Here is a 25,910-nt window from a genome sequence, read left to right as displayed (position 1 = left end):
GCTCTTCCGTAAGACTTGTCCGACTAGCAGGCGGGTGCCCGTGCTGCGCCGGGAACCTGGTTTTGCGTGTAACATTGAATCGACTGTTACGCCAAGGGCCGGAACGCCTGTTGATCGGTTTGGCAAGCAGTGAACATCTTGATCAGTTGCGATCGTGGTTGCAAGACCCACCATACGATCAGCTGTTGGCCCTGCAGCCGATTGTCTCACTTGAAATCGGTCCGGACAGCCCCACTTCTTAACCGAAGTGAACAGCCAGTCGCCCGCCGCCGCGCGGCTGGTACGCACAACCACTCTGATCGAGAGAAGGAGTCATCATGAACATGATCTACAACAGCGAACAGTACAGCGTCGTCGAGTTCGGCGTGGATCGCGAACTCGAAGCGCTGCGCTTCGGCGGCTATGAAATCGTCGACAAGGCCGGGCGGCGCGAAGCATTCATCGGCGGCAAGCTGGCGCAATCGTTCCGCCGCGACGTGAACAACCTCATCGCGAGCGAGCCGACCATGGAAGAAATCGACGACTTCCTTGGCTCCTACGATACCCTGATGAGCCAGCCGGTCGTCCTGCATTGAACCCTTACCTGCCATTGCCGCTGGACGCGGCGATGGCGACTATCATGCTGCGAGCATGGTAAGCTGCGCGCCATGTGCCAGCTACTCGGAATGAACTGCAACGTCCCAACGGACATCGTTTTCTCCTTTACCGGTTTTGCCCATCGCGGCGGCCGTACCGACACCCACCACGACGGCTGGGGCATCGCTTTCTTCGAAGGCTCGGGTGTCCGCCATTTCGTCGACCACCAGGCTGCCGTCGATTCTCCGATCGCCGAACTGATCAAGCGTTACCCGATCAAGTCCACCAATGTCATTGCGCATATCCGCAAGGCCACGCAAGGCCAGGTGGCGCTCGAGAACTGCCACCCTTTCGTACGCGAACTGTGGGGCCGCTACTGGGTCTTTGCCCATAACGGCGACCTGAAGGAATTCGCACCTATCTTGCATGGCCCGTTCCGCCCGGTTGGCAATACCGACAGCGAACTGGCCTTCTGCTGGTTGATGCAAAGCCTGCGCGAGGAATTCGGCGACACGGCCCCGGCCATGCCGGCGCTACGTGCCGCACTCGAACGCCTGGTGGCGCAAGTGGCCGCGCACGGGACCTTCAACATGATGCTCTCGGACGGCACCGCGCTGTTCACGCATTGCTCGACCAAGCTGTGCTACGTGGTGCGCAAATACCCCTTCGTCACCGCCTGCCTGTCGGACGAAGATCTGTCGGTCGACTTCTCGCAGGTGACCACGCCCGACGACCGGGTTGCCATCATCGTCACCGAACCGCTGACCACGAACGAGGCCTGGACCCAGTTTGCACCGGGCGAATTGATCGTGTTCGTGGACGGACTGCCACAATAGCGGCCGCGTAATGACAGTTAAGTATCATTCCGCCGATAAATTAGTGCCAAAAAGCCACTAAATCTGACGAATACGGTAAAGTAGGGTTGTTCGCGAGCCCAACCAGACGACATGACCGATACCGCCAGCCTAGACCAGTCCACCCCGCCGCTGCGACTGCGTAATTTCTACCTCGGACGCCAGCCGGTGCTCGACCGTAACCAGGCGCTGTTCGGCTATGAACTGCTGTTCCGCGGCAGTGCCCAGGGACCGGCGCAGATCGAATCCGGCATCTCGGCCAGCGCCAGCGTCATCCACCATGCTTCGCAGCTGGGCCTGGCGCGCGCGATCGGCGACGCCACCGCCTTCCTGAACGTCGACACCGATGTGCTGATGAGCGACATGTTCGCCTTCCTGCCGCGCGAGCGCACCGTGCTCGAGATCGTGGGCACGGTCGACCCGACCGATGCCGTCATCCAGCGCATGACCGAACTGTCGACCCACGGCTTCCGCTTCGCGGCCGAGGCCTCGGCCCATGGCGCCTCCTTGTCGCGCCTGCTGCCGGTGATCGACTTCGTCAAGATGGACTTGCGCGAACTGCCGGTGGTGACCCTGCTGTCGCTGGCGCCGCGCCTGCGCGGCACGGGAAAACGCCTGGTGGCCGAAAAGGTCGAGACCCACAACGAATACCGCACCTGCCTGGACATCGGCTTCGATTACTTCCAGGGCTATTATTTCGCCAAGCCGACCGTCATCGCAGGGCGCAAGCTGTCGCCCTCGCAGGCGGCGGTGCTGGACCTGATGAACCTGGTGACCTCGGATTCCGACAACGCCGTGATCGAACGCGCCGTCAAGAAGGACGTCACGCTCGGCCTGAACCTGCTGCGCCTGGTGAACACGCCGGCCGCTGGGGCAGGGCGCCGCATCGAATCGATCAGCCAGGCCCTGATGCTGCTGGGTCGCCGCCAGCTGCAGCGCTGGCTGCAGATTTTGCTGTACGCCGAACCGGGCATGCGCGGCCACAACCTGAGCCCGCTCCTGATGCTGGCCACCACGCGTGCGCGCCTGATGGAACTGCTGGCGCAGCGCCTGCGCCCGGCACAGCGCAACGTCTCCGACATCGCCTTCACGGTCGGCATGATGTCGCTGATGGACACGCTGTTCTGCATCCCGATGGCCGACATCGTCGAACAGATCCCGGTGATCGACGAAGTCAGCGTGGCCCTGCAGCGCCGCGGCGGCTTCTTCGGCGAACTGCTGCGCCTGGCCGAATCGATCGAACGCATGGAAGATACCGAGGATGAAGTGATGCCTGCGCTGAATGCATTGTCGATCAATGGCGACGACTTGGCCGAGCTCGAAGTGTCGGCCTTCGAGTGGAGCGACAAGGTCGTGCGTTACGCCATCTAGCCCCCGATTTGCCGCGCCTCGTAGGGTGGGCAGGGCAGGACAGTCCTGTGGACTGTCCTGCGCCCGCGCGTTCAAATCATGCACGCATTGTCGCGACGCGCTTACTACCGTTCGGCGAAACGGCACCTCAACAATCCTGTCGCGTCAACGCATGGTCGGGTTGAACGCGCGGGCGGCAGAGCCGCCCACCCTACGCTATCCCGTGGCCCCCGACCGCCACTGGCTATACAGCTCCGGATCGCTGCGCAACTCCCACAACCCCAGCACGATGGTCGCAATACCCGCAATGACGAGGCTCCACGTCATCGCCAGGTCGTCGAGCGTACCCACCATCCAGGGCGAAACCGTCACCCACGCGCCCACGATAATATTGAACAGCACCGCCCAGACATAGGTCTTGACCAGGTCGAAGGCGGCCAGGATCCCGATGATGGCGCCAGCGAGGGTTGCGTTCCATGCCTCCGGCGAGCCGGGTGGGTAAGTGAATACCCAGGGCGTGACAAACAGGCAGACACCGATTACCACCATCAACTGGTCTTGCCAGCGCCGGGTCGACAGATGCATTGCCATGATGAGCTCCTTCGCCGCGGCCGAGGCGGCTACACAGAGTTAGACAAATGAATTGCGCAGACGTTCCCGTGCGCAGTAGCTCAGGAACATAGAAGGGGCCGTGCCGCCGGCGCGAGGCCAGCGGCAGGTGAGGGAGCAGCGGGGGAATTACAGGTTCGGCGCCAGGTGGCGTTCGAGCTCGGTCTTGTCCATTCCGCGCCGTTTCGCCATGTCCTCGACCTGGTCGTCGCCGATCTTGCCGACGACGAAATACTTCGAGTCCGGGTGCGCGAAATAGAAGCCCGACACGGCCGCGCCCGGGTACATCGCATACGACTCGGTCAGCTGCATGCCGATCTCCTGCGCCTGCAGGGTACGGAACAGCTCGGCCTTCACCGTATGCTCCGGGCAGGCCGGATAGCCCGGCGCCGGACGGATGCCGCTGTAGGCCTCCTTGATCAGGGCGTCGCAGCCCAGGTCTTCACCCGCCGCATAACCCCACAAATCGGTGCGCACGCGCTCGTGCAGGTATTCGGCGAAGGCCTCGGCCAGGCGGTCGGCCAGGGCCTTGAGCATGATCGACGAATAGTCGTCGTGCGCCGCCTCGAAACGCTGCTCGTGCTTCTCGATGCCCAGGCCCGCAGTCACCGCGAACATGCCGATATAGTCGGCCACGCCGGAGTCTTTCGGCGCGACGAAATCGGACAGGCACTGGTTCGGGCGTTGCACGCCATCGACCACCGGCTTGATGCCCTGCTGGCGCAGGCCATGCCAGGTGAACGCGACGTCCTTGCGCGATTCGTCGGTGTAGATCTCGATGTCGTCGTGGCCGACCGAATTTGCCGGCAGCAGCGCGATGGCGCCGTTGGCGGTCAGCCAGCGGCCTTCGATGATTTTTTTCAGCATCGCCTGCGCTTCCTCGAACACCTTGCTGGCCGCCTCGCCAACCACCTCGTCGGTGAGGATGGCAGGGTAGGGGCCGGCCAGGTCCCAGGTCTGGAAGAACGGGCCCCAGTCGATGTAGCGGGCCAGCGTGCCCAGTTCCACGTTCTTGAAGATGCGTCGGCCGATGAACTTCGGCTTCACCGGCGCAAAGTCGAGGCGCGCACGGTTGCCGCGCGCCTGTTCGAGCGTGAGCATCGGCAGCGCCTTCTTGTTGGCATGCTGCACGCGGATGCGTTCGTAGTCCTGTCCCAGCTCGATGATATAGGCGTCGCGCGTGTCGTCGGTCAGCAGCGACTGGCCCACCGAGACCGAGCGCGAAGCGTCCGGCACGTAGACCACCGGACCGTCGTAGTACGGCGCGATCTTGACGGCAGTGTGGGCGCGGCTGGTGGTGGCGCCGCCGATCAGCAGGGGAATTTTCTTTTCGCGGAAATAGGGATCGCGCTGCATTTCGCGCGCGACGTGGGCCATCTCCTCTAATGATGGTGTGATCAGGCCCGACAGGCCGACGATGTCCGCGTTCTCTTCCTTGGCCTTGGCCAAAATGTCCGAGCACGGGACCATCACGCCCATGTTCACGATCTCGAAGTTATTACACTGCAGGACCACCGAGACGATGTTCTTGCCGATGTCGTGCACGTCGCCCTTGACGGTGGCGATCACCATCTTGCCCTTCGGCTTGGCGACGATGCCGGTGCGGGCCTCTTCCAGCGCTTTTTCTTCTTCGATGAAGGGCACCAGGTGGGCCACGGCCTGCTTCATGACGCGCGCCGACTTCACCACCTGCGGCAGGAACATCTTGCCCTGTCCGAACAGGTCGCCGACGATGTTCATGCCGTCCATCAGCGGGCCTTCGATCACGTGGATCGGCCGGCCATTGGCCCCCAAGACCTGCTGGCGCATCTCTTCGGTGTCCTCGACGATCCACTGCGTGATGCCGTGCACCAGCGCGTGCGCCAGGCGCTTCTCGACCGGGCTGTTCCTCCACTCGAGGTTCTGTTCCTGCTTGCCGCCGCCGGCTTTCAGGGTGCCGGCGATATCGATCATGCGCTCGGTGGCGTCCGCGCGGCGGTTCAGCACCACGTCTTCGACGCGCTCGCGCAGTTCGCTTGGTAAGTCGTCGTAGACGCCGACCATCCCGGCATTAACGATCCCCATGGTCATGCCGGCCTTGATCGCGTGGTACAGGAAGACGGTGTGGATGGCCTCGCGCGCCGGGTCGTTGCCGCGGAAGCTGAACGAGACGTTCGACACGCCACCCGACACCTTCGCGTGCGGCAGGTTCTTGCGGATCCAGGCGGTGGCTTCGATGAAGTCCACAGCGTAGTTGTTGTGCTCTTCGATGCCGGTGGCAATGGCAAAAATATTCGGGTCGAAGATGATGTCTTCCGGTGCGAAGCCCACCTGCTCGACCAGCACCTTGTAGGCGCGGCCGCAGATCTCGGTCTTGCGCGCGAAGGTATCTGCCTGGCCCTGTTCGTCGAAGGCCATCACGATGACGGCGGCGCCGTAGCTGCGGCACAGGGCCGCCTGGCGGATGAATTCTTCTTCGCCTTCCTTCATCGAGATCGAGTTGACGATGGCCTTGCCCTGCACGCATTTCAGGCCCGCTTCGATCACGCTCCATTTCGACGAGTCGATCATGATCGGCACGCGCGAAATGTCCGGTTCGGAGGCGATCAGGTTCAGGAAGCGCGTCATGGCCGCCTGCGAGTCGAGCATTGCTTCGTCCATGTTGATGTCGATGACCTGGGCGCCGTTCTCGACTTGCTGGCGCGCCACCGACAGCGCCTCGTCGAACTGCTCGTTCAGGATCATGCGCGCAAACGCTTTTGAGCCGGTGACGTTGGTGCGCTCGCCGACGTTGACGAACAGCGAGCTGTCGTCGACCGTGAACGGCTCCAGGCCGGACAGGCGCATGGCGACCGGGATGCTTGGCACCGCGCGCGGGGCGTGGCCTTCGAGGATCTTGGAAATGGCAGCGATGTGCTCGGGCGTGGTGCCGCAGCAGCCGCCGGCGATGTTGATGAAGCCGGCGTCGGCAAATTCGCGCAGCAGGGCCGAGGTGTCGGCTGGCAGCTCGTCGAAGCCGGTGTCGCTCATCGGGTTGGGCAGGCCGGCGTTCGGGTAGATGCAGACAAAGGTGTCGGCGATCGTCGATAACTCTTCGGCATAAGGGCGCATCAGGGCGGCGCCCAGTGCGCAGTTCAGGCCGATGGTCAGCGGCTTGGCGTGACGCACCGAATTCCAGAAGGCCGGCACGGTCTGGCCCGACAGGATGCGGCCCGAGGCGTCGGTGACGGTGCCCGAGATCATGATCGGCAGGCGCAGGGTATCCGGACGCTCGCTGAAATACAGGTCGATCGCGAACAGCGCGGCCTTGCAGTTCAGGGTGTCGAAGATGGTCTCGACCAGCAGCACGTCGGCGCCGCCGTCCACCAGGCCGCGGACCTGCTCGTGGTAGCTGGCGACCAGTTGATCAAAAGTGACGTTGCGCGCGGCCGGATCGTTCACGTCCGGGGAGATCGATGCGGTCTTGGGCGTCGGGCCGAGCGCGCCGGCCACGAAGCGCGGCTTGTCCGGCGTGGAGTATTTGTCGCAGGCCGCGCGGGCCAGTTTGGCCGCTTCGACGTTCATCTCGTAGGCGAGATGCGCCATGTGGTAGTCGTTTTGGGCCACGCTTGTTGCGCCAAAGGTGTTCGTCTCGAGCAGGTCGGCGCCGGCGGCCAGGTAGCGCTCGTGGATTTCCTGGATGATCTGCGGCTGGGTCAGGCTCAGCAGTTCGTTGTTGCCCTTGACGAAAAGCTCGCGGTGGCCGGCGCCTTCGGGCGCGGCGAAGTTCGCGAAACGCTCGCCGCGGTAGGCCGCTTCATCGAGTTTGTACTGCTGGATGATGGTGCCCATCGCGCCATCCAGGATCATGATGCGGCGCGACAGAATCTCGCGCAGCTGGGCGTCGATCGGGGAGAGGTTGGCGTGGCGGGCGTTCATGGTGGGCGACTTTCTCGATAAGCGGCAGGAAGAGCTACTGCAGGCCGTTACTGTTGGGCGGTCTGAAATTATACGTCAAGGCGCCTGTTTCCTCTGGCAGGCCCCGATTTGAGGTTTTGTGTATGTATCTTTATGTATGGAAATCGTGAACTGATACATGACGTTACAAAACCCGGGGTATCCGCAATCTTTACGTTACATACACGGACGACAATTACCCATCGACACATTGTTGGCGATGCTTTTAACAGGATAAGTGTATGAACAAAGAATATGTGCCGGACTGGGACCAATCGGTGATGCGTGATGACGAAACCGCGGTCGCCGCGAAGCCGCAAATGATCAATGGTGTGAAGCAGATCGTGACGATCCGCCTGGATGTGGACATGCTGGAATGGTTCAAGGCTGCAGGCCCGGGCTACCAGACCCGCATCAACCAGGTGCTGCGTGAGCACATGGATGCGCAGCGCGCTGCTGCGGCCGATTACGACAAGTGATGGGTTGGGGCATCGGCCCCTGATCGGTGATTGTTCCGGGGGCGAATGCCCCCGGTTGCATTTGATCGTCGGGGCGAATGCCCCTCATAGCACGTGATGGTGGGACGCTGCCACTGGCTGTTTACCTAGGGTGGGCGGCTTCGCCGCCCGCGCGTTCAACCAGCGGTAGCACGGACGCGCTGTGGTTTGCTCAGGCTGACTATCACCGCGCGGGCAGGAAACCTGCCCACCCTACGTACGTGGGGTGGGCGGCTTGTAATCTGGTCCACTGGACCAGATTACCCCGCGCGTTCAACCAGCGGTAGCACCGACGCGCTGTGGTTTGCTCAGGCTGACTATCACCGCGTGGGCAGGAAACCTGCCGACCCCACGTACGTAGGGTGGGCGGCTTGCAATCTGGTCCACTGGACCAGATTGCCCCGCGCGTTCAACCAGCGGTAGCACCGACGCGCTGTGGTTTGCTCAGGCTGACTATCACCGCGTGGGCGCATGACAGGCCACTGGCCTGGCATGCCCTGCCCACCCTACGAAAAGCTCAACCCTGCTAGCGGGAAGCTTTTCAGGAATTCCGCCGCAGGCAAACGCTTGCCCCCCGGCTTCTGCAACTCAGTCAGCCGCAGCGCACCTTCGCCACACGCCACCACGATCCCCTGCTGTCCCTCGGCCGACAGCACCTGGCCCGGCGCGCCACTGCCTGTGGTAAGCCCGGCATTCCAGATCTTCACCGTCACGCCACCGGCCAGCCCGTGCGCACCCGGGAAGGGATTGAACGCGCGCACCCGGCGCCACAGCACCTCGGCCGGCAGGCTGAAGTCCAGCTTTGCTTCTTCCTTGCTGATCTTGGCGGCATAGGTCACGCCCGCTTCCGGCTGCGGCACCGCGCCCAAGGCGCCTTGCTCCATGCTGCGCAGCGCTTCGACGATCATGCGCCCACCCAGGGCCGCCAGCTTGTCGTGCAGGCTGCCGGTGGTGTCCGCATCTTCAATGGCAACGCGCTCGATCAGCATCATCGGCCCGGTGTCCAACCCTTCTTCCATGCCCATGATCGTCACGCCGGTTTCACGGTCGCCGGCCTCGATGGCACGGTGGATCGGCGCGGCACCGCGCCAGCGCGGCAGCAGCGAACCGTGGATGTTGATGCAGGGCGCGATATCGAGCGTGGCGCGTGGCAGGATCAGCCCGTAGGCTGCCACCACCATCACGTCGTAGTCCAGCGCCAGCAGGCGTTCATGCGCGGCGCGCGCCTCAATGGCGCGCTGCGGGTCTTTACTATCCATGCGCAGCGACAGCGGCTGGGCGACTTCCATGCCGTGCGCCAGCGCATATTGTTTTACTGCGGATGCCTGCAGCTGCATGCCGCGCCCGGCCGGGCGGTCGGGCTGGGTCAGGACCAGGGGAATCTCGAAGCCGGCCTCGTGCAGGTCACGCAGGGCACAAGCGGCAAACTCGGGGGTGCCGGCAAATACGACTCGCATCGGCAACGATCAGTAACGGCGGCCGGCGGCCTTCAGCGCAGCCTCGCGCTCCAGGCCGCGCTCTTCCTTCTGCAGCTTGGCCTTGATGCGGTTGCGCTTGAGCGGCGACAGGTATTCGACGAAGACCTTGCCCACCAGGTGGTCCATCTCGTGCTGGATACACACGGCCAGCAGGCCGTCGGCTTCGACTTCGAATTCCTTGCCGTCGACGTCCTGGGCCTTGCACTTGACGCGCGAAGGGCGCTCGACGCCGTCGTAGACGCCCGGCACCGACAGGCAGCCTTCGTCGTAGACCTGCTTGTCGTCGCTGGCCCAGGTGATTTCCGGGTTGATGAAGACCATCAGCTTGTCGTTGGTTTCCGAGACGTCGATGGTGATCACACGCTCGTGCACGTCCACCTGGGTGGCGGCCAGGCCTACGCCCGGCGCGTCGTACATCGTGGCGGCCATGTCCGCGACCAGCTGGCGCAGGCGCTCGGTGCCGAATTCGGTGACCGGGGCGGCGATCTTGTGCAGGCGCGGGTCAGGGTAGCGGAGGATATTCAGTAAGGCCATAGTCAGGAGATTCAGGATTAGGGGTGATTCAATCGGGTTGCGGAACGACCAAAAATGCAACACTCACCTGGCCCGGCAGGACGCGTTTTGTCTTGCTAGTTCGGGGAATTGTGTGCAGAATTTGATTCAGTACGGCAACCCTTTTACGATCAGGGAGCGGCGCATCGTGCTGTTAGGCCCCCAGCTGCGCGGGGCTCGATGGCGCATGCTGCAAGCTATCCGGTGTAAAAGCCGCAATTTACGGACGCAATAACGGACGTCTCAATGAAAAATTTTAGCACAGTCGTGACCCGCGCTGCTGCCGTGGCGCTCGTTGCATGTGCCGCGGCCAGCCAGGTCCAGGCCGCCCAGTGCGCCTTCCGCCCGAACGCGCCCGACCAGCATGTCGTGGTCAAGGGCGATACCCTTTGGGATATTTCCGGCACTTTCCTGCAGAACCCATGGTGCTGGCCGCAGGTATGGGGCATGAACCGCGACGAGATCCGCAACCCGCACTGGATCTATCCCGGCCAAATCATTTATTTCGACCGCACGCGCGGCCGCCTGTCGCTGACCCGTCCGGGGGGAGATGGCCGCGGTGACCCGCCTATCACCAAACTGTCGCCCCAGGTGCGCAACGAATCGCTTGAGCGCGATGCCGTGCAATCGATCCCGGCCGGCATGATCGAGCCTTACCTGACCCAGCCGCTGGTGGTCGAGGCCAATGAACTGGAAAGCAGCCCGCGCATCGTCGCCTCGCAGGAAGGCCGCGTCTACCTGGGCACCGGCGACCGCGTCTATGTGAAAGGCAACCTGCAGGGCGGCAAGAGCTTCCAAGTATTCCGTCCCGGCGGCATCCTGCGCGATCCGCAGACCCGCAAGGTGCTGGCGCGCGAAGCCGCCTACCTGGGCAGCGTGACGCTCGATACCGAAGCGAAACCCGGAGTCGATGCTCATACCTTCCGCGTCACCGAAACCCGCCAGGAAATCGGCGTCGGCGACCTGTTGATCCCGATGCCGCCGGCGCCGGTGCGCAACTACATGCCGCACCCGCCGCTGCAGCCGGTCGATGCGCGCGTGATGTCGATCTACGCCGGCGTGACCTATGCCGGCCAGAGCCAGGTCGTCACTGTCAATCGGGGTTCGCTTGACGGACTCGATGTCGGCTCGGTGCTGCAGCTTTATCATCTCGGCAGGACGATGACCGACCCGGCCCACAAAGGCGTGTTCGGCATCGGCAAGCAGAACATCAAGCTGCCCGACGAGCAATACGGCAGCCTGTTCATTTTCCGCGTGTTCAAGAACGTCTCGTACGGCTTGATCATGCAAGTGACGGCGCCGGTGGAAGTCGGCGACGTGGCCCGCTCACCGGAGTAAACCCCACCGTGCAGGACACGGCCCACCATCCCCCCAGCAGGCTTGCAACCCCGTCAACCCTCGCCGACTGGATACGCCTGGAGCAGGCGAGCGGGGTGGGGTGCCGGACTGCCCACCTGCTGCTCGGCGCCTTCGGTTCACCTGGAGCGATCTTGCGCGCCGGGTATGCGGCGCTTGCCGCGCAGGTGCCGGCGGCAACAGCCGCGGCCTTGTGCGCGCCCATCTCGCCCGAGCTCGCGCAACTGCTCGATGTCACCGCCAACTGGCTGGCCCAGCCGCAACACCACATCCTCACCCTGCACGACGCCGGCTATCCCGCACTGCTGCGGCACATTCCGGATCCGCCCTTGCTGCTCTATATAAAGGGGCGGCGCGAACTGCTCGACGCGCCGATGGTCGCCGTGGTCGGCAGCCGCAATGCCAGCACGCAAGGCCGCGCGAATGCCGAAGGCTTTTCCCGCGCGCTGTCCGAAGCCGGATTGTGCGTGGTGTCGGGCCTGGCGCTGGGCATCGATACCGCGGCCCACGAAGGTGCTCTGCGCGGGGCCGCCTCCACCATCGCCGTCATCGGCACCGGCATCGACCGCGTCTATCCGGCGCGCAACCGCGCGCTCGCACACCGCATCGCGGAGGAAGGCTGCATCGTCAGCGAATACGCGCTCGGCACGCCGCCGGTGGCCGGCAATTTTCCGCGCCGTAACCGCATCATCAGCGGCATGACGGCCGGCGTGCTGGTGATCGAGGCGGCGGCGCAGTCGGGTTCCCTGATCACGGCGCAGCTGGCGGCCGAGCAGGGACGCGACGTGTTCGCATTGCCGGGCTCGATCCATTCGGCGCTGGCCAAGGGCTGCCACCAGTTGATCCGCGAAGGCGCCCGGCTGGTCGAGACCGTTGACGAAGTGCTGGAGGCCATGCACCTGTCGCCGCTGGCGCGCCAGCCCGCGCACGCAGCGCCGGCCGGCAACGAGGCGCTGCTCGATGCGCTAGGCCACGACCCGGTCGAGCCCGACGAACTGCTGGCTTGCATGGATGGCGATGCGGCCATGCTGGCGGGCGAACTGCTGGCGCTGGAGCTGGCCGGGCTGGTCGAACGCTTACCCGGCGGCAGGGTGCAGCGGGTGGTCCGGATGGCGTGATGCGCCATAGCATGTCAGTTCTCCACTATTCATTTCGCATGGATTGATGCGATAAAGCATATTCTTCCTGGGATGTTCTTGTGGAACGTATGGCCTTGATTTCATGGGAACTAAGGAAAACTGTACGAACGGATAAGGCGACGATACAACGGTTTTTTGACGGTGCACGCGAGGCTGCGAGACACACTTGTGCCGCGACGAGCTTAGCTGCTACAGTAGCGACACTATGTTCGACATCCTGGTCTACCTCTACGAGACGTACTATCGTCCTGACGCCTGCCCCGAGCCGGCGGCCCTGGCACGCAAGCTGTCCGCCGTCGGTTTCGATGACATCGAAATTTCCGAAGCGCTGGACTGGCTGTCCGGGCTGACCGAAGCGGAAGTTACCGACGCCATCGATGCCTGCACCGGCACACGCTATTACGTGGACGAGGAATACATCGAGCTGGGCAGCTCTGCCATCGGCTTCATCCAGTTCCTCGAAAGCGCCAAGGTGCTCAGCCCGACGCAGCGCGAGATCGTCATCGAGCGCGCGCTGGCCTGCGACGAGTCGCCGGTGGCGCTGGGCAAGCTCAAGATCATCGTGCTGATGGTCTTGTGGAGCCAGGGCAAGGAGCCCGATGCGTTGATGTTCGACGACCTGTTCGGCGACGACGACGACCAGACGCCACGGCTTCTGCACTGAGCATATCGACAGGATACACAACGGGGCTGCGGCCCCGTTTTGCATTTCCGGCGCCCGCTTGACGTGCCTCGCTTCTCCGGCATGGGGCGCTACCCCAGCCCAATGTGCACTTGCGGTATGCGCGTCATCGCGCTTATCATTGGCCGCTCAATCCAGACAGTTACCATACAGACACTACGGCGTTGAAACGCCCACAGGTTCGCAAGCATGTATGATGCGCGTGGCCGCCCGTCCCTGGCCGGGCCATGCACGGGCCTCACCTAATTTATAAGCAAGTACGATAAGCAAGTACGAGAAACTATGACCAAATCCCTCATCATCGCCGAGAAGCCGTCGGTCGCGAACGACATCGCGAAGACACTGGGCGGCTTCACCAAGCACGATGAGTATTTCGAATCCGACGAGTATGTGTTGTCGTCGGCCGTCGGCCACCTGCTCGAGATCGCGGTGCCGGAAGAATACGACGTCAAGCGCGGCAAGTGGAGCTTCACCCACCTGCCGATGATCCCGCCGTACTTCGCGCTGAACCCGATCGCCAAGACCGAGTCGCGCCTCAAGGTGCTGAACCGGCTGATCAAGCGCAAGGACGTCACCACCCTGATCAACGCATGTGACGCGGGCCGCGAAGGAGAACTGATCTTCCGCCTGATCGCGCAGAACGCCAAGGCGAAGCAGCCGGTCAAGCGCCTGTGGCTGCAGTCGATGACGGCCAATGCGATCCGCGAAGGCTTCAAGCAGCTGCGCACCGACGACGAAATGCTGCCGCTGGCCGACGCCGCGCGCTGCCGCTCGGAAGCGGACTGGCTGATCGGCATCAACGGCACCCGCGCCATGACCGCCTTCAACTCGAAAGAGGGCGGGTTCTACCTGACCACCGTGGGCCGCGTGCAGACGCCGACCCTGTCGATCGTGGTCGAGCGCGAAGAGAAGATCAAGAAATTCGTCCCGCGCGACTACTGGGAAGTGCGCGCCGAATTCGTGTGCGCGGCGGGCGTCTACGAAGGCCGCTGGCTCGACCAGGCCTTCAAGAAGGACGAGAACGATCCGGAGAAACGCGCCGAGCGCCTGTGGAGCAAGGCCGCCGCCGATTCGATCGCCGCAGCCTGCCGCGGCAAGCAGGGCGTGGTCACCGAGGAATCCAAGCCGACCACCTCGATGGCGCCAGCATTGTTCGACCTGACCAGTTTGCAGCGCGAGGCCAACGGCCGCTTCGGCTTCTCGGCCAAGAACACGCTGGGCCTGGCCCAGGCGCTATACGAGAAGCACAAGGTGCTGACCTATCCGCGTACCGATTCGCGCCACCTGCCGGAGGACTACGTCCAGACCGTCAAGGACACGATGGGCGCGCTGGCCGACACGAATAACTACAACCAGTTCGCCAAGCAGGTCACCAAGAACGGCTGGGTCAAGCCGAACAAGCGCATCTTCGACAACACCAAGATCTCGGATCACTTCGCGATCATCCCGACCGGTGTGGTCCCGAAGAACCTGAGCGAGCCGGAACAGAAGCTGTACGACCTGGTCACGCGCCGCTTCCTGGCCGTGTTCTTCCCGCCGGCCGAGTTCCTGGTCACGACCCGCTACACCGAAGTGTCGGGCCACCAGTTCAAGACCGAAGGCAAGGTCATGACCAACCCGGGCTGGCTGGCGGTGTACGGCAAAGAATCCCAGACCGACGACAAGGACGGCGCCAACCTGGTGCCGGTGCAGAAGGGCGAGAAGGTCCAGACCGACAAGATCACCGCCAATGGCCTGGTCACCAAGCCGCCTGCACGCTACTCCGAAGCGACGCTGCTATCGGCGATGGAAGGCGCGGGCAAGCTGGTCGACTCCGACGAGCTGCGCGACGCCATGGCCGGCAAGGGCCTCGGCACGCCGGCCACGCGCGCCGCCATCATCGAGGGCCTGCTGACCGAGAAATACCTGATCCGCGAAGGCCGCGAGCTGATCCCGACCGCGAAAGCCTCGCAGCTCATGACGCTGCTGCGCGGCCTGGGCGTGAACGAACTGACCGCGCCCGAGCTGACCGGCGAGTGGGAATTCAAGCTGTCGCAGATGGAGAAGGGCAAGATCTCGCGCGAGGAATTCATGCGCGAGATCGCGCAGATGACGCAGATTATCGTCAAGCGCGCCAAGGAATACAGCAACGATACGATCCCGGGCGACTACGCAACCTTGCAGACGCCATGCCCGAACTGCAGCGGCGTGGTCAAGGAAAACTACCGCCGCTTCGCCTGCACCAAATGTGAATTCTCGATGTCGAAGACACCGGGCAGCCGCCAGTTCGAAATCGACGAAGTCGAAGACCTGCTGAAGAACCGCACCATCGGTCCGCTGCAGGGCTTCCGCTCCAAGATGGGCCGTCCGTTCGCGGCCATCCTGCGCATCGTGCGCGACGAAGAGATCAAGAACTTCAAGCTCGAATTCGATTTCGGCCAGGACCAGGACGACGAAAACGCCGAGGGCGTCGACTTCACCGGCCAGACCGCGCTGGGCCCGTGCCCGAAGTGCGCCGCCGGCGTGTTCGAGATGGGCCTGGCCTATGTGTGCGAGAACAGCGTAGCCAAGCCGAAGACCTGCGATTTCCGCAGCGGCCGCGTCATCCTGCAGCAGGAAATCCTGCCGGAGCAGATGGCCAAGCTGCTGGTGGATGGCAAGACCGACCTGCTGCCGGGCTTCGTCTCGCAGCGCACGCGCCGCGCGTTCAAGGCCTTCCTGGTCCGTGGCAAGGACGGCAAGGTCAGCTTCGAGTTCGAGGAGCGCAAGGCCAAGCCGGGCGCCAAGCCGAAGGCAGGCGCTGCCGATGGAGCCGAGGCTGCCGAAGGCGAGGGCGCAGCACCGGTGAAGGCGGCGCGCAAGGCGCCGGCCAAGGCGCCTGCCAAGAAGGCTGCGGCCAAGCCTGCGGCCAAGCCTGCGGCCAAGAAGGCGGCGGCGCGCAAGCCTGCAGCCAAGAAGATTGCGACGGCAAAGAAGTAACGTAGCGCTAGTGGACCGAAAAACGCGAACCCGAGGGTTCGCGTTTTTTTTGCGCCGGTGATTTGCGAAGTATTTGGGTCCCGGCGAAGGCCGGGACCCAAGTCCTGTGCAAACCACTAAACCCTAATCCCACCCCATTTTATGCACCACGCAAACCCGTGCATTCCGCACAACACCTTGTACTACCAATAAGCAATATTTTTCTTTCCAGTATCACTTCTTCAAGTAATAATCAGGCAAGCCCTTAAAGCTTGAAGTTTCATCATTCGGTCCTGCCCCTCGCCGGGCATCACTCTTATAACTATTTATCCGTCTGAACCCCATGAAGCTCTCCGACCTGAAAATCGCGACCCGGCTGTACCTCGGCTACGGCATCCTGATCGGCATTACCGGCATCGTCGTCGCCATCGCCTACGCCAACGTCTCCGCGCTGGATTCCGCCAACGATGCGAACGTGCGCACCTACCAGTCACTGGGCGAGGTCGAGGGAGCGATGCAGGCGCTGGTGAACATCGAAACCGGCGAGCGCGGATATGCGCTGACCGGCCAGGAAGCTTCGCTCCAACCCTACGCTGCCGGCAAGCAGGCCTTCGACCAGCACATCGACAAGGCGCTGGCGCTGGCCGGCGACAGCGAGGTGCAGCAAGGGCAGCTGAAGCAGCTCGCCCAGCACCAGCGCGACTGGCTGGCCCAGGCCATCGACCCGGTGATCGCGCTGCGCCGCGCCGCTGTCGGCGACGACCTGTCGCAGGTGGTTGCCGCCGTCCAGGCAGGCAAGGGCAGGGCAGGCATGGACGCCATGCGCGGCCTGGTCGCGCAGATCCGCGAGGCCGAACAAGGCCTGCTGGCCCAGCGCGAGCAAGACATCGCCGCCGCCCGTTCGGCCATGCGCCGCACCCTGATCGGGGGCGGCATGATCGCGGCCGTGCTGGCCGCCTTCATGGCCTACCAGCTGGGCCGCAACATCAGCATCCCGCTGCGCCGCGCGGTCACGCTGGCCGAGCGCGTCGCCCGAGGCGACCTGACCGGCGAGGTCAAGGTACGCACGAATGACGAAGCGGGCGAGCTGATGGCCGCGCTGAAGGCCATGAATGCATCGCTGGTGGCGATCGTGTCGAAGGTGCGGGCCGGCACCAGTGCGATCGAAACGGCCGCCCAGGAAATCTCGGCCGGCAACATGGATCTCTCGGCACGCACCGAACAGCAGGCCGGCTCGCTGGAAGAAACCGCGTCGTCGATGGAAGAGCTGACCTCAACCGTCAAGCAGAATTCCGACAACGCGCGCCAGGCCAACCAGCTGGCCGCCAGCGCCGCCGACACGGCCGCGCGCGGCGGTGAAGTGGTGGCCGAAGTGGTGGTGACGATGGGCTCGATCAACCAAGCCTCGCGCAAGATCGCCGACATCATCACCGTCATCGATGGCATCGCCTTCCAGACCAATATCCTGGCGCTGAACGCGGCGGTCGAGGCGGCGCGCGCGGGCGAACAGGGGCGCGGCTTCGCGGTCGTGGCGGGCGAGGTGCGCAACCTGGCGCAGCGCTCGGCCGCGGCGGCCAAGGAAATCAAGGGACTGATCGGCGACTCGGTGGCGCGGGTGGAAGCCGGCTCGCGCCTGGTCGACCAGGCCGGCCGCACGATGGACGAAGTGGTGGCGAGCGTGAAGCGCGTTTCCGACATCATCGGCGAGATCGCAGCGGCCAGCCAGGAGCAGCGCGACGGCATCGAGCAGGTGAACCAGTCGATCGTGCAGATGGACCAGGTGACGCAGCAGAACGCGGCGCTGGTGGAGCAGGCCGCGGCAGCAGCGGCCTCGATGCGCGAGCAGGCCGGCGGGCTGGCGCAGCTGGTGGGGACCTTCCAGCTGGCGCAGGGCGCGCAAGCGGCAAAGCTTACGCCAGCAGCAGCGGCAGCGCCGCAGGCGGTGCAACGTCCACCGGCGCGCCAGGCACTGGCGCACGGACGCAGTGCGGCGCGCAAAGGCGCGCACAAGGCGGCCGCGCGCGCAAAAGCTGTGGAAGAGATTGTCGAGCCGGCAGAGGAAGCGGCGTAATGGCCGAGTCGACCCTGACCCGGGTGGCGGCACTGCTGTGCTGCGCGCTGATGGCCTCGACCGTGCTGGGGGATGACCGCAGCCAGCCGGCGCAGCAGCGCATCGAGCGCGAGGTCGTCGCGCAATCGATTGCCGACTATCCCGGCCGCTGCCCCTGTCCCTACAATGTCACGCGCAACGGAAGTTCCTGCGGCGCGCGCAGCGCCTGGAGCCGCAAAGGGGGGTATGCTCCGATCTGCTACGAAGACGAGGTTACCAGCGAGATGGTGAAGCGGCATTCGCAGCAGCGTTTGCAACAGGACACCCGGGTGGCAAGGCAGGACGTGTCGGCGCAGTGAAGCCAGGACGCGCTGTCGCCGCCCACTCTTGAAGGAGACATGCAATGTTCAGCCTGGACGAGTTTGCGCAGTTGCAGTTCCTCGAAGGCCGCTGGAAGGGGAGCAGCCCGGACGGCAAGGAATTCTTCGAAGAGTACGACCGGCCCGCGGCAGCGGTGTTCCAGTCGCGCCGCTTCCCCAACCGCGATTTCAGCGAACACACCGACGGCGCCACCATCAGCCTGGAGGATGGCGAGGTGGTCTCGCGCTGGGGCAAGTACACCTGGAAGGCCTCCGCCATCGGCGCGGACAGCGCCTCTTTCGAGCCGGTGAGCGCGCCCAGCCAGTTCTCGTGGCGCCGCGTGGACGCGGCCACGCTCGAGGCGCAGCAGCGCTGGACCGTGGACGGCAAGGAGCAGGAGTACACGATGCGGCTCACCAGGCTGGACCCGGGCTGAAGGCGCGGACGCTGCGACAGCCCTATGGCAAAGACCCTGGGCGTCATCCTGCTCCTGGCGGTTTGCGCGTATGCAGCCGCCTGCGTGGTACTGTTTTTTTCCCAGCGCTCGCTGATCTATTTCCCGCCGCGGACCGCCGCGTTTCCCGCGCCTGAAACATCCACGCTTGCCGTGCCCGGCGCCACCTTGCTCGTATCGGAACGCCCTGTCGACGGCCCGAAGGCGCTGCTTTATTTGGGCGGAAATGCGGAAGACGTCAGCGCCAGCCTGCCGCTGCTGGCCCGGGCTTTCCCGGAGCGCTCCCTGTACCTGCTGCACTACCGCGGCTATGCCGGCAGCACCGGCCATCCGACGGAAGCGGCGCTGGTGGCCGATGCGCTGGCGCTGTTCGACCGGGTGGCGGCCCGGCACGATGACATCGTGGTGGTCGGGCGCAGCCTCGGCGCCGCCGTGGCGGTGCAGGTGGCCAGCAGCCGCCCGGTCGGCAAGCTGGTGCTGGTAACCCCTTTCCACAGCCTGCGCGGGCTCGCTGCGCAGCAGTTCCCGTACTTCCCGGTGCGCTGGCTGCTACGGGACAGCTACGACGCCTGGCGCAATGCCCCGCAAGTGACGGCGCCCACGCTGATCCTCGCGGCCGGAGACGACGAGATCATCCCGGCCCACAGTACGCACAAGCTGCTGGCGCATTTCACCAAGAGTGTAGCGACCATGCGGGTAATCCAGGAAACTGGGCATAACTCGATCTCGGACAGCCCAGAATATTCTCGCGCGCTGCAGTGGGCACGTTAGAAAGTCCCGCCTGAAAAACAAAAAAACCGCGGTCACGGCCGCGGTTTTTCGTCATGTGCGCATGGAGCGCAGATGCGCGCTGATGAAGCTTACTCCTGCCACTCCTTCAGCGCGCGGATTGCCGCTTCGCCGTTGCGGATCGCCTTCACGCGGCGCACCACTTCGTTGCGCCAGGCTTCGTCTGCATCCTCCTCGGGGCCATCGATGTCCTGAAGCAGCATGCGCACCAGGACATGCTTTTCTTCTTCGCTCAGCAGCTGGATCTTTTCAGCGATCTCGGCAACCACGTTTGACATGATGCTCCTTCGAGTAATATTTTTGAAATAATAGCGTGCTAATCAAGGGTTGTCGATGGGAACCATGTTATCTGTTGGTTTTCTATCAATAAGCTTATTGTCCGGGTCGATGCCGGCTCGCGCCGGGCGTGTTCCCACCACCAGCTTGACGGTCTGTTCGGCCCCGCTGACCAGGCGCCGTTCGCGCGCGAGCGGGTTGCCATTGCGGTCGTCGACGCCGAATTCGATGTAGTCCTTCAGCGGCGCCGGCTTCTCGTCGCCGAGCTCGCCCGCACGCACCTTGCCGGCGCGCGCCTTGATCGTCACTTCGAACTTGCCGTCCGGCCGCTGGCGCGCGACCGCGCTGTCGGCGCGGTTCTCGTACAGCACGATCGATTCGAACAGGTCGCCGATGAGATAGGCCTTGTCTGGCGGCGCCACGGCGCGCAGGGCCTCCACCAGTACCGAGACACTGGGGTAGGGTGCGCCCTTGAACGCATGTTCCGCCAGCAGGCCGCGCAGCACGCCGTTGACGGTGTCTTCGCCCAGCAGGTCCTGCAGCAGGTAGAGCGCCAGGCTGCCCTTGCGATAGTGGACGTAGTCCTGGTTCTCGTTCTGCGCCAGCGGCAGCTCCTTGCGGCGCTCCAGTGCGCGGCCCATCAGGTAGGCGTCGAGGTTGTAGCGCAGGAAGCGGCGCATCTTCTGCGCGCCGACCGTGCGCTTCATGACCATCAGCGCGGTGTACTCGGACAGGCTCTCCGACAGCGCGGTGGCGCCGCGGGTATTGGCGCCGACCACCTGGTGGCCCCACCACTGGTGCGCCGTTTCGTGCGCGCTGACGTAGAACGGATAGTCGATGTCTTTCGGCGAATCGCTGTCGATGCGCGCGATGAAGCCCATGCTTTCCGAGAGCGGGATGGTGCCCGGGAAGGCCTGCGCATAGCGCGCGTAACGCGGGAACTCGACGATGCGCAGCTCGCGGAACTGGTAGGGGCCATAGTGGCGCGAGGCGTAGTCCAGCCCCGCCTGGGCGCCGCGGATCATGCGCTCGACGTTATATTCGTGGCCTGGGTGGTAATACACGTCGATGGTCACGTCCTGCCAGCGGTCGTGGCGCACTTCGTACCGGGCCGACTGGAAGGCGTAGAAATTCAGGATCGGCCGGTCCATCCGGTAGTGGAAATGGCGGCGGCCCTTGTCCATCCATTCCTGTTCCAGCGTGCCCGGTGCAATCGCGACCTGGTCGGCGCTGGTGCTGACCACGGCGTCGAAGCTGATCCAGTCGGCGTCCACACCCACGCCATTGTTGGCGCGCCCGGCCGGGTCGTCGTGCGCCGCCATCGGGGCTTTCGGCCCCAGTCCGAGGCGCTTGCGGTCGCGGTCGTCCAGCAGTTCGATCGCCGGCTGGTAGCCGATATGCGGCATGACGTCGTTGGTGAAGAAGCTGCCGTTGCCGACCACCGGGGTGTCGCGCCCCAGTCCCAGCAGGCCGCCCGGCGCGTAGCCCACGCCGAAGGCGAGCGCCATGCGTGCCCCCGGCTGCATCGGCCTGGCCAGGCGGTAGCGGTAGAAGCCGCGTTCCGGATCGGCTTCTGCCTGGCGGGCCGGCTGTGAGAAACGCACCATGAGGGCCGCGCCGCGCTGCTGGTAGAGGACGATGTCCGAGATGGGCTTGCCGCTACGGTTCTCGAGCTGGTAGACGCCCTTGACGCCGAGGCTGCGTTTCTCCGGGCGGATATCCACGTCCAGCTTGACGCCGGTAATGCGCGGCTGCGGCAGGCTGGCAAAGCGGCGGTAACGCTGCTCGTACTCGGCGCGCATCTTCTCCGCCTGCACGGTGGTCTGGTAGCCGCCGGCACACAATTCATAGGCCAGCAGGGCCCCGGTGCCGGCAAACACAACGAAGCCCGCGCCGAAGCCCAGCAGCACCGGCAGCGACAGGTTGCGGCGCGCCAGGCGCAGGCGCTCGCGCCAGCCGCTGTCGACGCCGCGCGCCCACAGCACGCGTGCCGCCACCATCAGCATCAGCGCAAAGCCGGCCCAGTAGAGCTGGAACAGGTATTCGCGCAGCAGGTAGTGGCCGAAGCCGTTCATCGCCGAATAGGTGAACGGTGGGGTGTAGCCGTAGACCAGCATCGGGTGGTCCAGCCCATACGCTTGGGCGGTGCCGGCAACCAGGTACAGGGCGATCAGGATGAAATAGGCCATGTACTTGTTGTTGACGATGACCTGCATGGCGATCGCCACCACCGCCAGCAGCGCGTACTGCGGCAGCAGCACCGTGAACAGGAAACGCAGGTACAGGCCCGGCTCGAGTCCGAAATAGCCCTTGAACAGCTGGATCAGCATGCCGACCACCATCGCCATCGCCAGGAGCAGCGCCTGCAGGCCGACCAGTGCCAGCGTCTTGCCGGCCAGCGGCAGCCAGGTCGGCGCCGGCAGGGCATCGAGTATCTGCGCCATGCGCGCTTCGCGTTCGCGCCATACCAGCTCGCCGGCGAACAGCGTGGTCACCACCAGCATGTACAGCTCGAAGACGTCGCGGATCAGCTCCAGCACCATGTAGGTAACGGGCAGGGTGGCGGTGCCGTAGATGGAACCCAGGTCGATGGCGCTGGCGGCCAGGATCAGGGCGCCGGCGAAGGCCAGCGCCAGGAAGTAGATGTTGCGGGTGGCTTCGCGCAGGTTGTACCAGACCGATTTACCGAGCAGGAAAGCCAGGCTGCGGTGCGCGAAGTCCGGCGCTTCGCGGGTGCTCAGCGCCGCGTGCGAGAGCTGCACCGGCATTTCTTCAAGCGGCAGGGTCTGGCCCTTCTTGTGGCGCGGGTCGATGCTGCCGGTGGTATGGAAGCGCCAGTAGCCGAGCAGCAGGACGGTCAGGCCGAAACCGACCCAGGCCAGGCGGTTCACCAGGAAGACGCCTTCGAGCATCACGGGGCGGGTATTGCGTTCGGCGATCGGCCAGTATTCGGTCAGGCGGATCAGCGCCGTGGTGCCGAACGGGTCGATCAGCGCGGCGAGGGTCTTGTAATCGAGGTCGCGCGCCAGCGAGGGCGCGATGATGTAGCCGATCATCATGACGATGCTGGCCACGTAGACCGGCAGCATGCGGCGCGACAGCGCGGCCAGTACCCAGAACAGGGCGCCGAAGATGAAGGTGTTCGGCAGCAGCGTGAACAGGTAGGGCAGCAGGAAGGTCGAGAGCGGGGCCGGACCCAGGCGGTCGGCCTCGACGCCGGGGATGAAGCTGCCCAGCCAGGCGCCCAGCACGATGCTCGACAGGATCACCGCCAGCGTGGCGTAGGCGCCCAGGAAGCGCCCCAGCACGTAATGGTGCTTGCGGATCGGCGCGCTGAAGAAGAAGTGGTGGGTGTCGTATTCGAAGTCCTGCTGCACCGAGCGGCCCATCACGGCCGCCACCACCACCACCCCGAAGCAGCCGAGGAAGGAGGCGGTCAGCGCGACCTGGCGCGGCGCATTGATCAGGAGCCGGCCGCCGAAGGTGACCATGGCGTCGCGGAACACCCCGCCCGCCGCGGCCATCCACAGCATCGCCAGCGCCAGGAACATGCCGAAATAAATCCAGGTCGAGAGCAGCCGCAGGCGCTGGGTCGCCTCGAAGCGGGCGATGGCGAAGAGCGGGCTCATTGCTTCAGCACGCATTGATCAACAATTTGCGGCAGCCGCGTTGTGGCGGCCGGCGATGGTGGCGAAGTACACGTCGTCGAGGCTGGCGCGGGCCGGCTCGAAGCCATCGCCCGGATCGCTCTCGGCATACACGTGGATCAGAGTGCGGCCGGTGAGCAGGCGGGTCGAAATCACCTGGTGGCGCTTCTGGAACAGCGGCAGCTCCTGGCGGGTGACGAAGCGCGCCCAGATAAAGTCTTCGATCTCGTAGGTCAGGTCTTGCGGGTCGCCGCAGAGCAGCACGTGGCCCTTGTTGATGATGGCCATGTTGGCGCACAAATCGGCCACGTCGGACACGATGTGGGTCGACAGGATGACGGTTTTATCTTCGCCGATCTCGGACAGCAGATTATGGAAGCGCACCCGCTCCTGCGGGTCCAAGCCCGCGGTGGGCTCGTCGACGATGATCAGGCGCGGGTCGCCCAGCAGCGCCTGGGCGATGCCGAAGCGCTGGCGCATGCCGCCCGAATAGGTGCCGAGGCGCTGGTTGCGCACTTCCCAGAGATTGGTCTGCTGGAGCAGGCCGTCGACCACTTCGCGCCGGCGGCCCTTGTGCGACAGGCCCTTGAGCTGGGCGAAATGGTCGAGCAGTTCGTAAGCGGTCACTTTCGGGTAGACGCCGAAATCCTGCGGCAGGTAGCCGAGCATGCGGCGCACTTCGTCCTTTTCGTCGAGGACATCGATATCGTCCAGGAAGACCGAGCCGGAATCGCATTCCTGCAGCGTGGCCAGGATCCGCATCAGCGTCGATTTGCCGGCGCCGTTCGGGCCGAGCAGGCCGAACATCCCGGGGGGGATGGTCAACGTGACACGGTCGAGCGCCACCACGCCATTGGCGTAGGTCTTCGACAGGTTGCGGATACGTAATTCCATGCTTGCTCCATGACGCCGCGACAATGTACGCGTGTAAACTTTCTTCAACACTTGCATTGTATTAAATTGTCCCGCTCTCTGTGGACTCTCTGCGACGCACGGACAATTCAATGGCCCAGACTGCATAATCCGGTGACAGGGCGCACCGGAAGTTTCTGCGTGCAAACATTGCTCGCGTTATAGGGGGAAACGTGGATAATGGAAGGATGAACAAGGTGATCCAGGACAAATTGCTGGCGCTGATGCGCGAGGCCCGCGACCGGCTTGAAGCGACCGACTGGTTCCGGGTCGGCCTGGGCTTGCATTACCTGGCCGGGCTGATGACGCAGGAAGAAATCGATTTCAAGACCGTCGACCGCGCGTATAACCGCTTCATCTATCACACGCTGGGCAAGGGCCACAGCATCGCCAGCGTACTGCAGTTCATGAGCGGCGAGAAGGTGATGCCGACCGTGGAGTCGGCGCGCTTCACCGATGCCTTCCGCAGCCACTGCCCCGACATCCCGATCGAATCGATCCCCTTCCTGCTCGAGCTGAACCTGGGCGTGGCGAAGAATATCTCGGGCCTCGAACCAGAGGGGCCGCTGGCCGACTGGGTAGCGCGCCAGAAGGCGCTGGCCGCAGGGCAGGGCAGCGCCTGAGCAAACGCCGAGGCGGGCGTCCCCCGTCCGGGCGCTGCGCCTATAATGGTGTTTTCGCATCCTGCATCGACGACACCATGAGCGCTTACCATTCCAACTCTACCCTCGACCGTTTGATTACCGGCTTCGACAAGGCCCTGCGCGTGGTGGGCGGCGTTGCCGCGTCCTCGCGCCCGAATCCGGGTGCGCACGCCACCGACTGCGAACTGAGCGACGACGAGCGCCGCCACAGCGCGGGCCTGATGCGCGTGAACCACGTTGGCGAAGTCTGCGCCCAGGCGCTGTACGACGCGCAGGCGCGCTTCGGCAAGAGCGACACGATCCGCGCCCAGTTCAAGAAGTCGGCGCGCGAGGAAGAAGACCACCTGGCCTGGACCGCCGAGCGCCTGTCGGAGCTGGGCTCGCAGCCGAGCATCCTGAACCCGCTGTGGTATGCGGGTTCCTACGTCCTGGGTTCGATCGCGGCCAAGCTGGGCGACCCGCACAGCCTGGGCTTCGTGGTCGAGACCGAACGCCAGGTCGAAGCCCACCTCGACCAGCACCTCGAACAGCTGCCGCCGCAGGACGCCAAGTCGCGCGCGATCGTGGAACAGATGCGGGTCGATGAAATCGCCCACGGCGCGTCGGCGCAGGCGCTGGGCGCGTCCGAGATGCCGGCGCCGGTGCGAATGGTGATGACGGCGATGTCGAAGGTGATGACGACGACGGCGTATCACGTTTAGTGGCGAGATCCGCCTGCGTGTTGAAGCAGGCGCTGACTATCACCGCGTGGGTAGGTAAAACAGTCCAGTGGACTGTTTTACGCCCACCCTACGAGCAGCCGCCGAACCGTAGGGTGGGCAGGTTTCCTGCCC

Annotated in this window: 21 protein-coding genes; 14 read left to right on the top strand and 7 right to left on the bottom strand. The window is 64.3% G+C overall.

The features are described from left to right. Positions 1-317 precede the first annotated feature (317 nt). The 3 genes from HGB41_RS16765 to HGB41_RS16755 all read left to right on the top strand — a co-directional run bounded on the left by HGB41_RS16765 (position 318) and on the right by HGB41_RS16755 (position 2,801). A complete protein-coding gene (locus HGB41_RS16765; protein ID WP_159696519.1) occupies positions 318-575 on the top strand; it encodes a BTH_I0359 family protein in 258 nt (85 codons plus the stop codon). Between the two features lie 72 nt (positions 576-647). Continuing rightward, a complete protein-coding gene (locus HGB41_RS16760) occupies positions 648-1,412 on the top strand; it encodes a class II glutamine amidotransferase (protein ID WP_171086519.1) in 765 nt (254 codons plus the stop codon). Positions 1,413-1,523: 111 nt separating this feature from the next. Continuing rightward, the gene (locus tag HGB41_RS16755; RefSeq protein WP_171086517.1) at positions 1,524-2,801 is read left to right on the top strand and encodes an EAL and HDOD domain-containing protein; all 1,278 of its coding nucleotides are present in this window, start codon (positions 1,524-1,526) and stop codon (positions 2,799-2,801) included. A 195-nt stretch (positions 2,802-2,996) separates the two neighbouring features. Here the strand turns inward: HGB41_RS16755 and HGB41_RS16750 are convergent, their stop codons facing one another. Together HGB41_RS16750 and metH are read right to left on the bottom strand one after the other, a co-directional pair. Continuing rightward, positions 2,997-3,371: an SPW repeat protein gene (locus tag HGB41_RS16750; RefSeq protein ID WP_171086515.1), complete on the bottom strand. Its 375-nt coding sequence runs from the start codon at positions 3,369-3,371 to the stop codon at positions 2,997-2,999. Between the two features lie 147 nt (positions 3,372-3,518). Beyond that, positions 3,519-7,286, bottom strand: coding sequence for a methionine synthase (gene metH, locus HGB41_RS16745; protein WP_171086513.1), 3,768 nt, complete (start codon positions 7,284-7,286; stop codon positions 3,519-3,521). 260 nt (positions 7,287-7,546) lie between these two features. On the opposite strand from metH, the gene HGB41_RS23760 reads away from it, so the two are divergent. Continuing rightward, a complete protein-coding gene (locus HGB41_RS23760; RefSeq protein WP_171086505.1) occupies positions 7,547-7,783 on the top strand; it encodes a BrnA antitoxin family protein in 237 nt (78 codons plus the stop codon). A 524-nt stretch (positions 7,784-8,307) separates the two neighbouring features. Here HGB41_RS23760 and fmt read toward each other — a convergent pair. Together fmt and def are read right to left on the bottom strand one after the other, a co-directional pair. Continuing rightward, positions 8,308-9,258: a methionyl-tRNA formyltransferase gene (gene fmt / locus HGB41_RS16735; RefSeq protein ID WP_171086504.1), complete on the bottom strand. Its 951-nt coding sequence runs from the start codon at positions 9,256-9,258 to the stop codon at positions 8,308-8,310. Positions 9,259-9,267: 9 nt separating this feature from the next. After that, a complete protein-coding gene (gene def, locus HGB41_RS16730) occupies positions 9,268-9,813 on the bottom strand; it encodes a peptide deformylase (protein WP_171086502.1) in 546 nt (181 codons plus the stop codon). Between the two features lie 264 nt (positions 9,814-10,077). Between def and HGB41_RS16725 the strand changes: the two genes are divergently transcribed. The 8 genes from HGB41_RS16725 to HGB41_RS16690 all read left to right on the top strand — a co-directional run bounded on the left by HGB41_RS16725 (position 10,078) and on the right by HGB41_RS16690 (position 19,580). After that, on the top strand, positions 10,078-11,169 hold the full coding sequence (locus HGB41_RS16725; RefSeq protein ID WP_171086500.1) for a LysM peptidoglycan-binding domain-containing protein: 1,092 nt from the start codon (positions 10,078-10,080) through the stop codon (positions 11,167-11,169). Between the two features lie 95 nt (positions 11,170-11,264). Next, positions 11,265-12,305, top strand: a complete 1,041-nt coding sequence (dprA, locus tag HGB41_RS16720; RefSeq protein WP_371868538.1) for a DNA-processing protein DprA — start codon at positions 11,265-11,267, stop codon at positions 12,303-12,305. A gap of 226 nt (positions 12,306-12,531) precedes the next feature. Beyond that, a complete protein-coding gene (locus HGB41_RS16715) occupies positions 12,532-12,990 on the top strand; it encodes a Smg family protein (RefSeq protein ID WP_171086487.1) in 459 nt (152 codons plus the stop codon). A 300-nt stretch (positions 12,991-13,290) separates the two neighbouring features. Beyond that, a complete protein-coding gene (locus tag HGB41_RS16710) occupies positions 13,291-15,966 on the top strand; it encodes a DNA topoisomerase III (protein ID WP_171086486.1) in 2,676 nt (891 codons plus the stop codon). A gap of 322 nt (positions 15,967-16,288) precedes the next feature. Next, positions 16,289-18,016 carry a methyl-accepting chemotaxis protein gene (locus HGB41_RS16705; RefSeq protein WP_171086484.1) on the top strand — a complete coding sequence of 576 codons (1,728 nt, stop codon included), beginning with the start codon at positions 16,289-16,291 and terminating at the stop codon, positions 18,014-18,016. After that, complete coding sequence (locus tag HGB41_RS16700; RefSeq protein WP_212760995.1) at positions 18,016-18,354, top strand: hypothetical protein; 339 nt, start codon at positions 18,016-18,018, stop codon at positions 18,352-18,354. Before HGB41_RS16705 ends, HGB41_RS16700 begins: the two co-directional genes overlap by 1 nt. Before the next feature lie 44 nt (positions 18,355-18,398). After that, entirely contained in the window at positions 18,399-18,791 is a 393-nt protein-coding gene (locus tag HGB41_RS16695; RefSeq protein WP_171086483.1) for a hypothetical protein, read from the top strand. A 24-nt stretch (positions 18,792-18,815) separates the two neighbouring features. Next, entirely contained in the window at positions 18,816-19,580 is a 765-nt protein-coding gene (locus tag HGB41_RS16690; RefSeq protein ID WP_171086480.1) for an alpha/beta hydrolase, read from the top strand. A gap of 89 nt (positions 19,581-19,669) precedes the next feature. Here the strand turns inward: HGB41_RS16690 and HGB41_RS16685 are convergent, their stop codons facing one another. From HGB41_RS16685 to HGB41_RS16675, 3 genes are read right to left on the bottom strand one after another with little or no spacing between them, the layout of a single operon-like run. Beyond that, the gene (locus HGB41_RS16685) at positions 19,670-19,876 is read right to left on the bottom strand and encodes an addiction module protein (protein ID WP_171086478.1); all 207 of its coding nucleotides are present in this window, start codon (positions 19,874-19,876) and stop codon (positions 19,670-19,672) included. Positions 19,877-19,918: 42 nt separating this feature from the next. After that, positions 19,919-23,503, bottom strand: a complete 3,585-nt coding sequence (locus HGB41_RS16680) for an ABC transporter permease/M1 family aminopeptidase (protein WP_171086476.1) — start codon at positions 23,501-23,503, stop codon at positions 19,919-19,921. A gap of 18 nt (positions 23,504-23,521) precedes the next feature. Further along, positions 23,522-24,415 (bottom strand): ABC transporter ATP-binding protein, encoded by an 894-nt coding sequence (locus HGB41_RS16675; RefSeq protein WP_171086474.1) that lies wholly within the window; start codon positions 24,413-24,415, stop codon positions 23,522-23,524. A gap of 206 nt (positions 24,416-24,621) precedes the next feature. Between HGB41_RS16675 and HGB41_RS16670 the strand changes: the two genes are divergently transcribed. Together HGB41_RS16670 and coq7 are read left to right on the top strand one after the other, a co-directional pair. Then, a complete protein-coding gene (locus HGB41_RS16670; protein ID WP_171086472.1) occupies positions 24,622-25,056 on the top strand; it encodes a hypothetical protein in 435 nt (144 codons plus the stop codon). Positions 25,057-25,133: 77 nt separating this feature from the next. Next, positions 25,134-25,778: a 2-polyprenyl-3-methyl-6-methoxy-1,4-benzoquinone monooxygenase gene (gene coq7 / locus HGB41_RS16665; protein ID WP_171086470.1), complete on the top strand. Its 645-nt coding sequence runs from the start codon at positions 25,134-25,136 to the stop codon at positions 25,776-25,778. The last annotated feature ends 132 nt before the right edge of the window (positions 25,779-25,910 follow it).

Origin of the sequence: Telluria aromaticivorans (assembly GCF_013003915.1) — a bacterium.
Lineage (GTDB): Bacteria > Pseudomonadota > Gammaproteobacteria > Burkholderiales > Burkholderiaceae_D > Telluria > Telluria aromaticivorans.
Note: the sequence above shows the minus strand (reverse complement) of the source record. Positions and strands in the feature narration are given on the sequence as shown.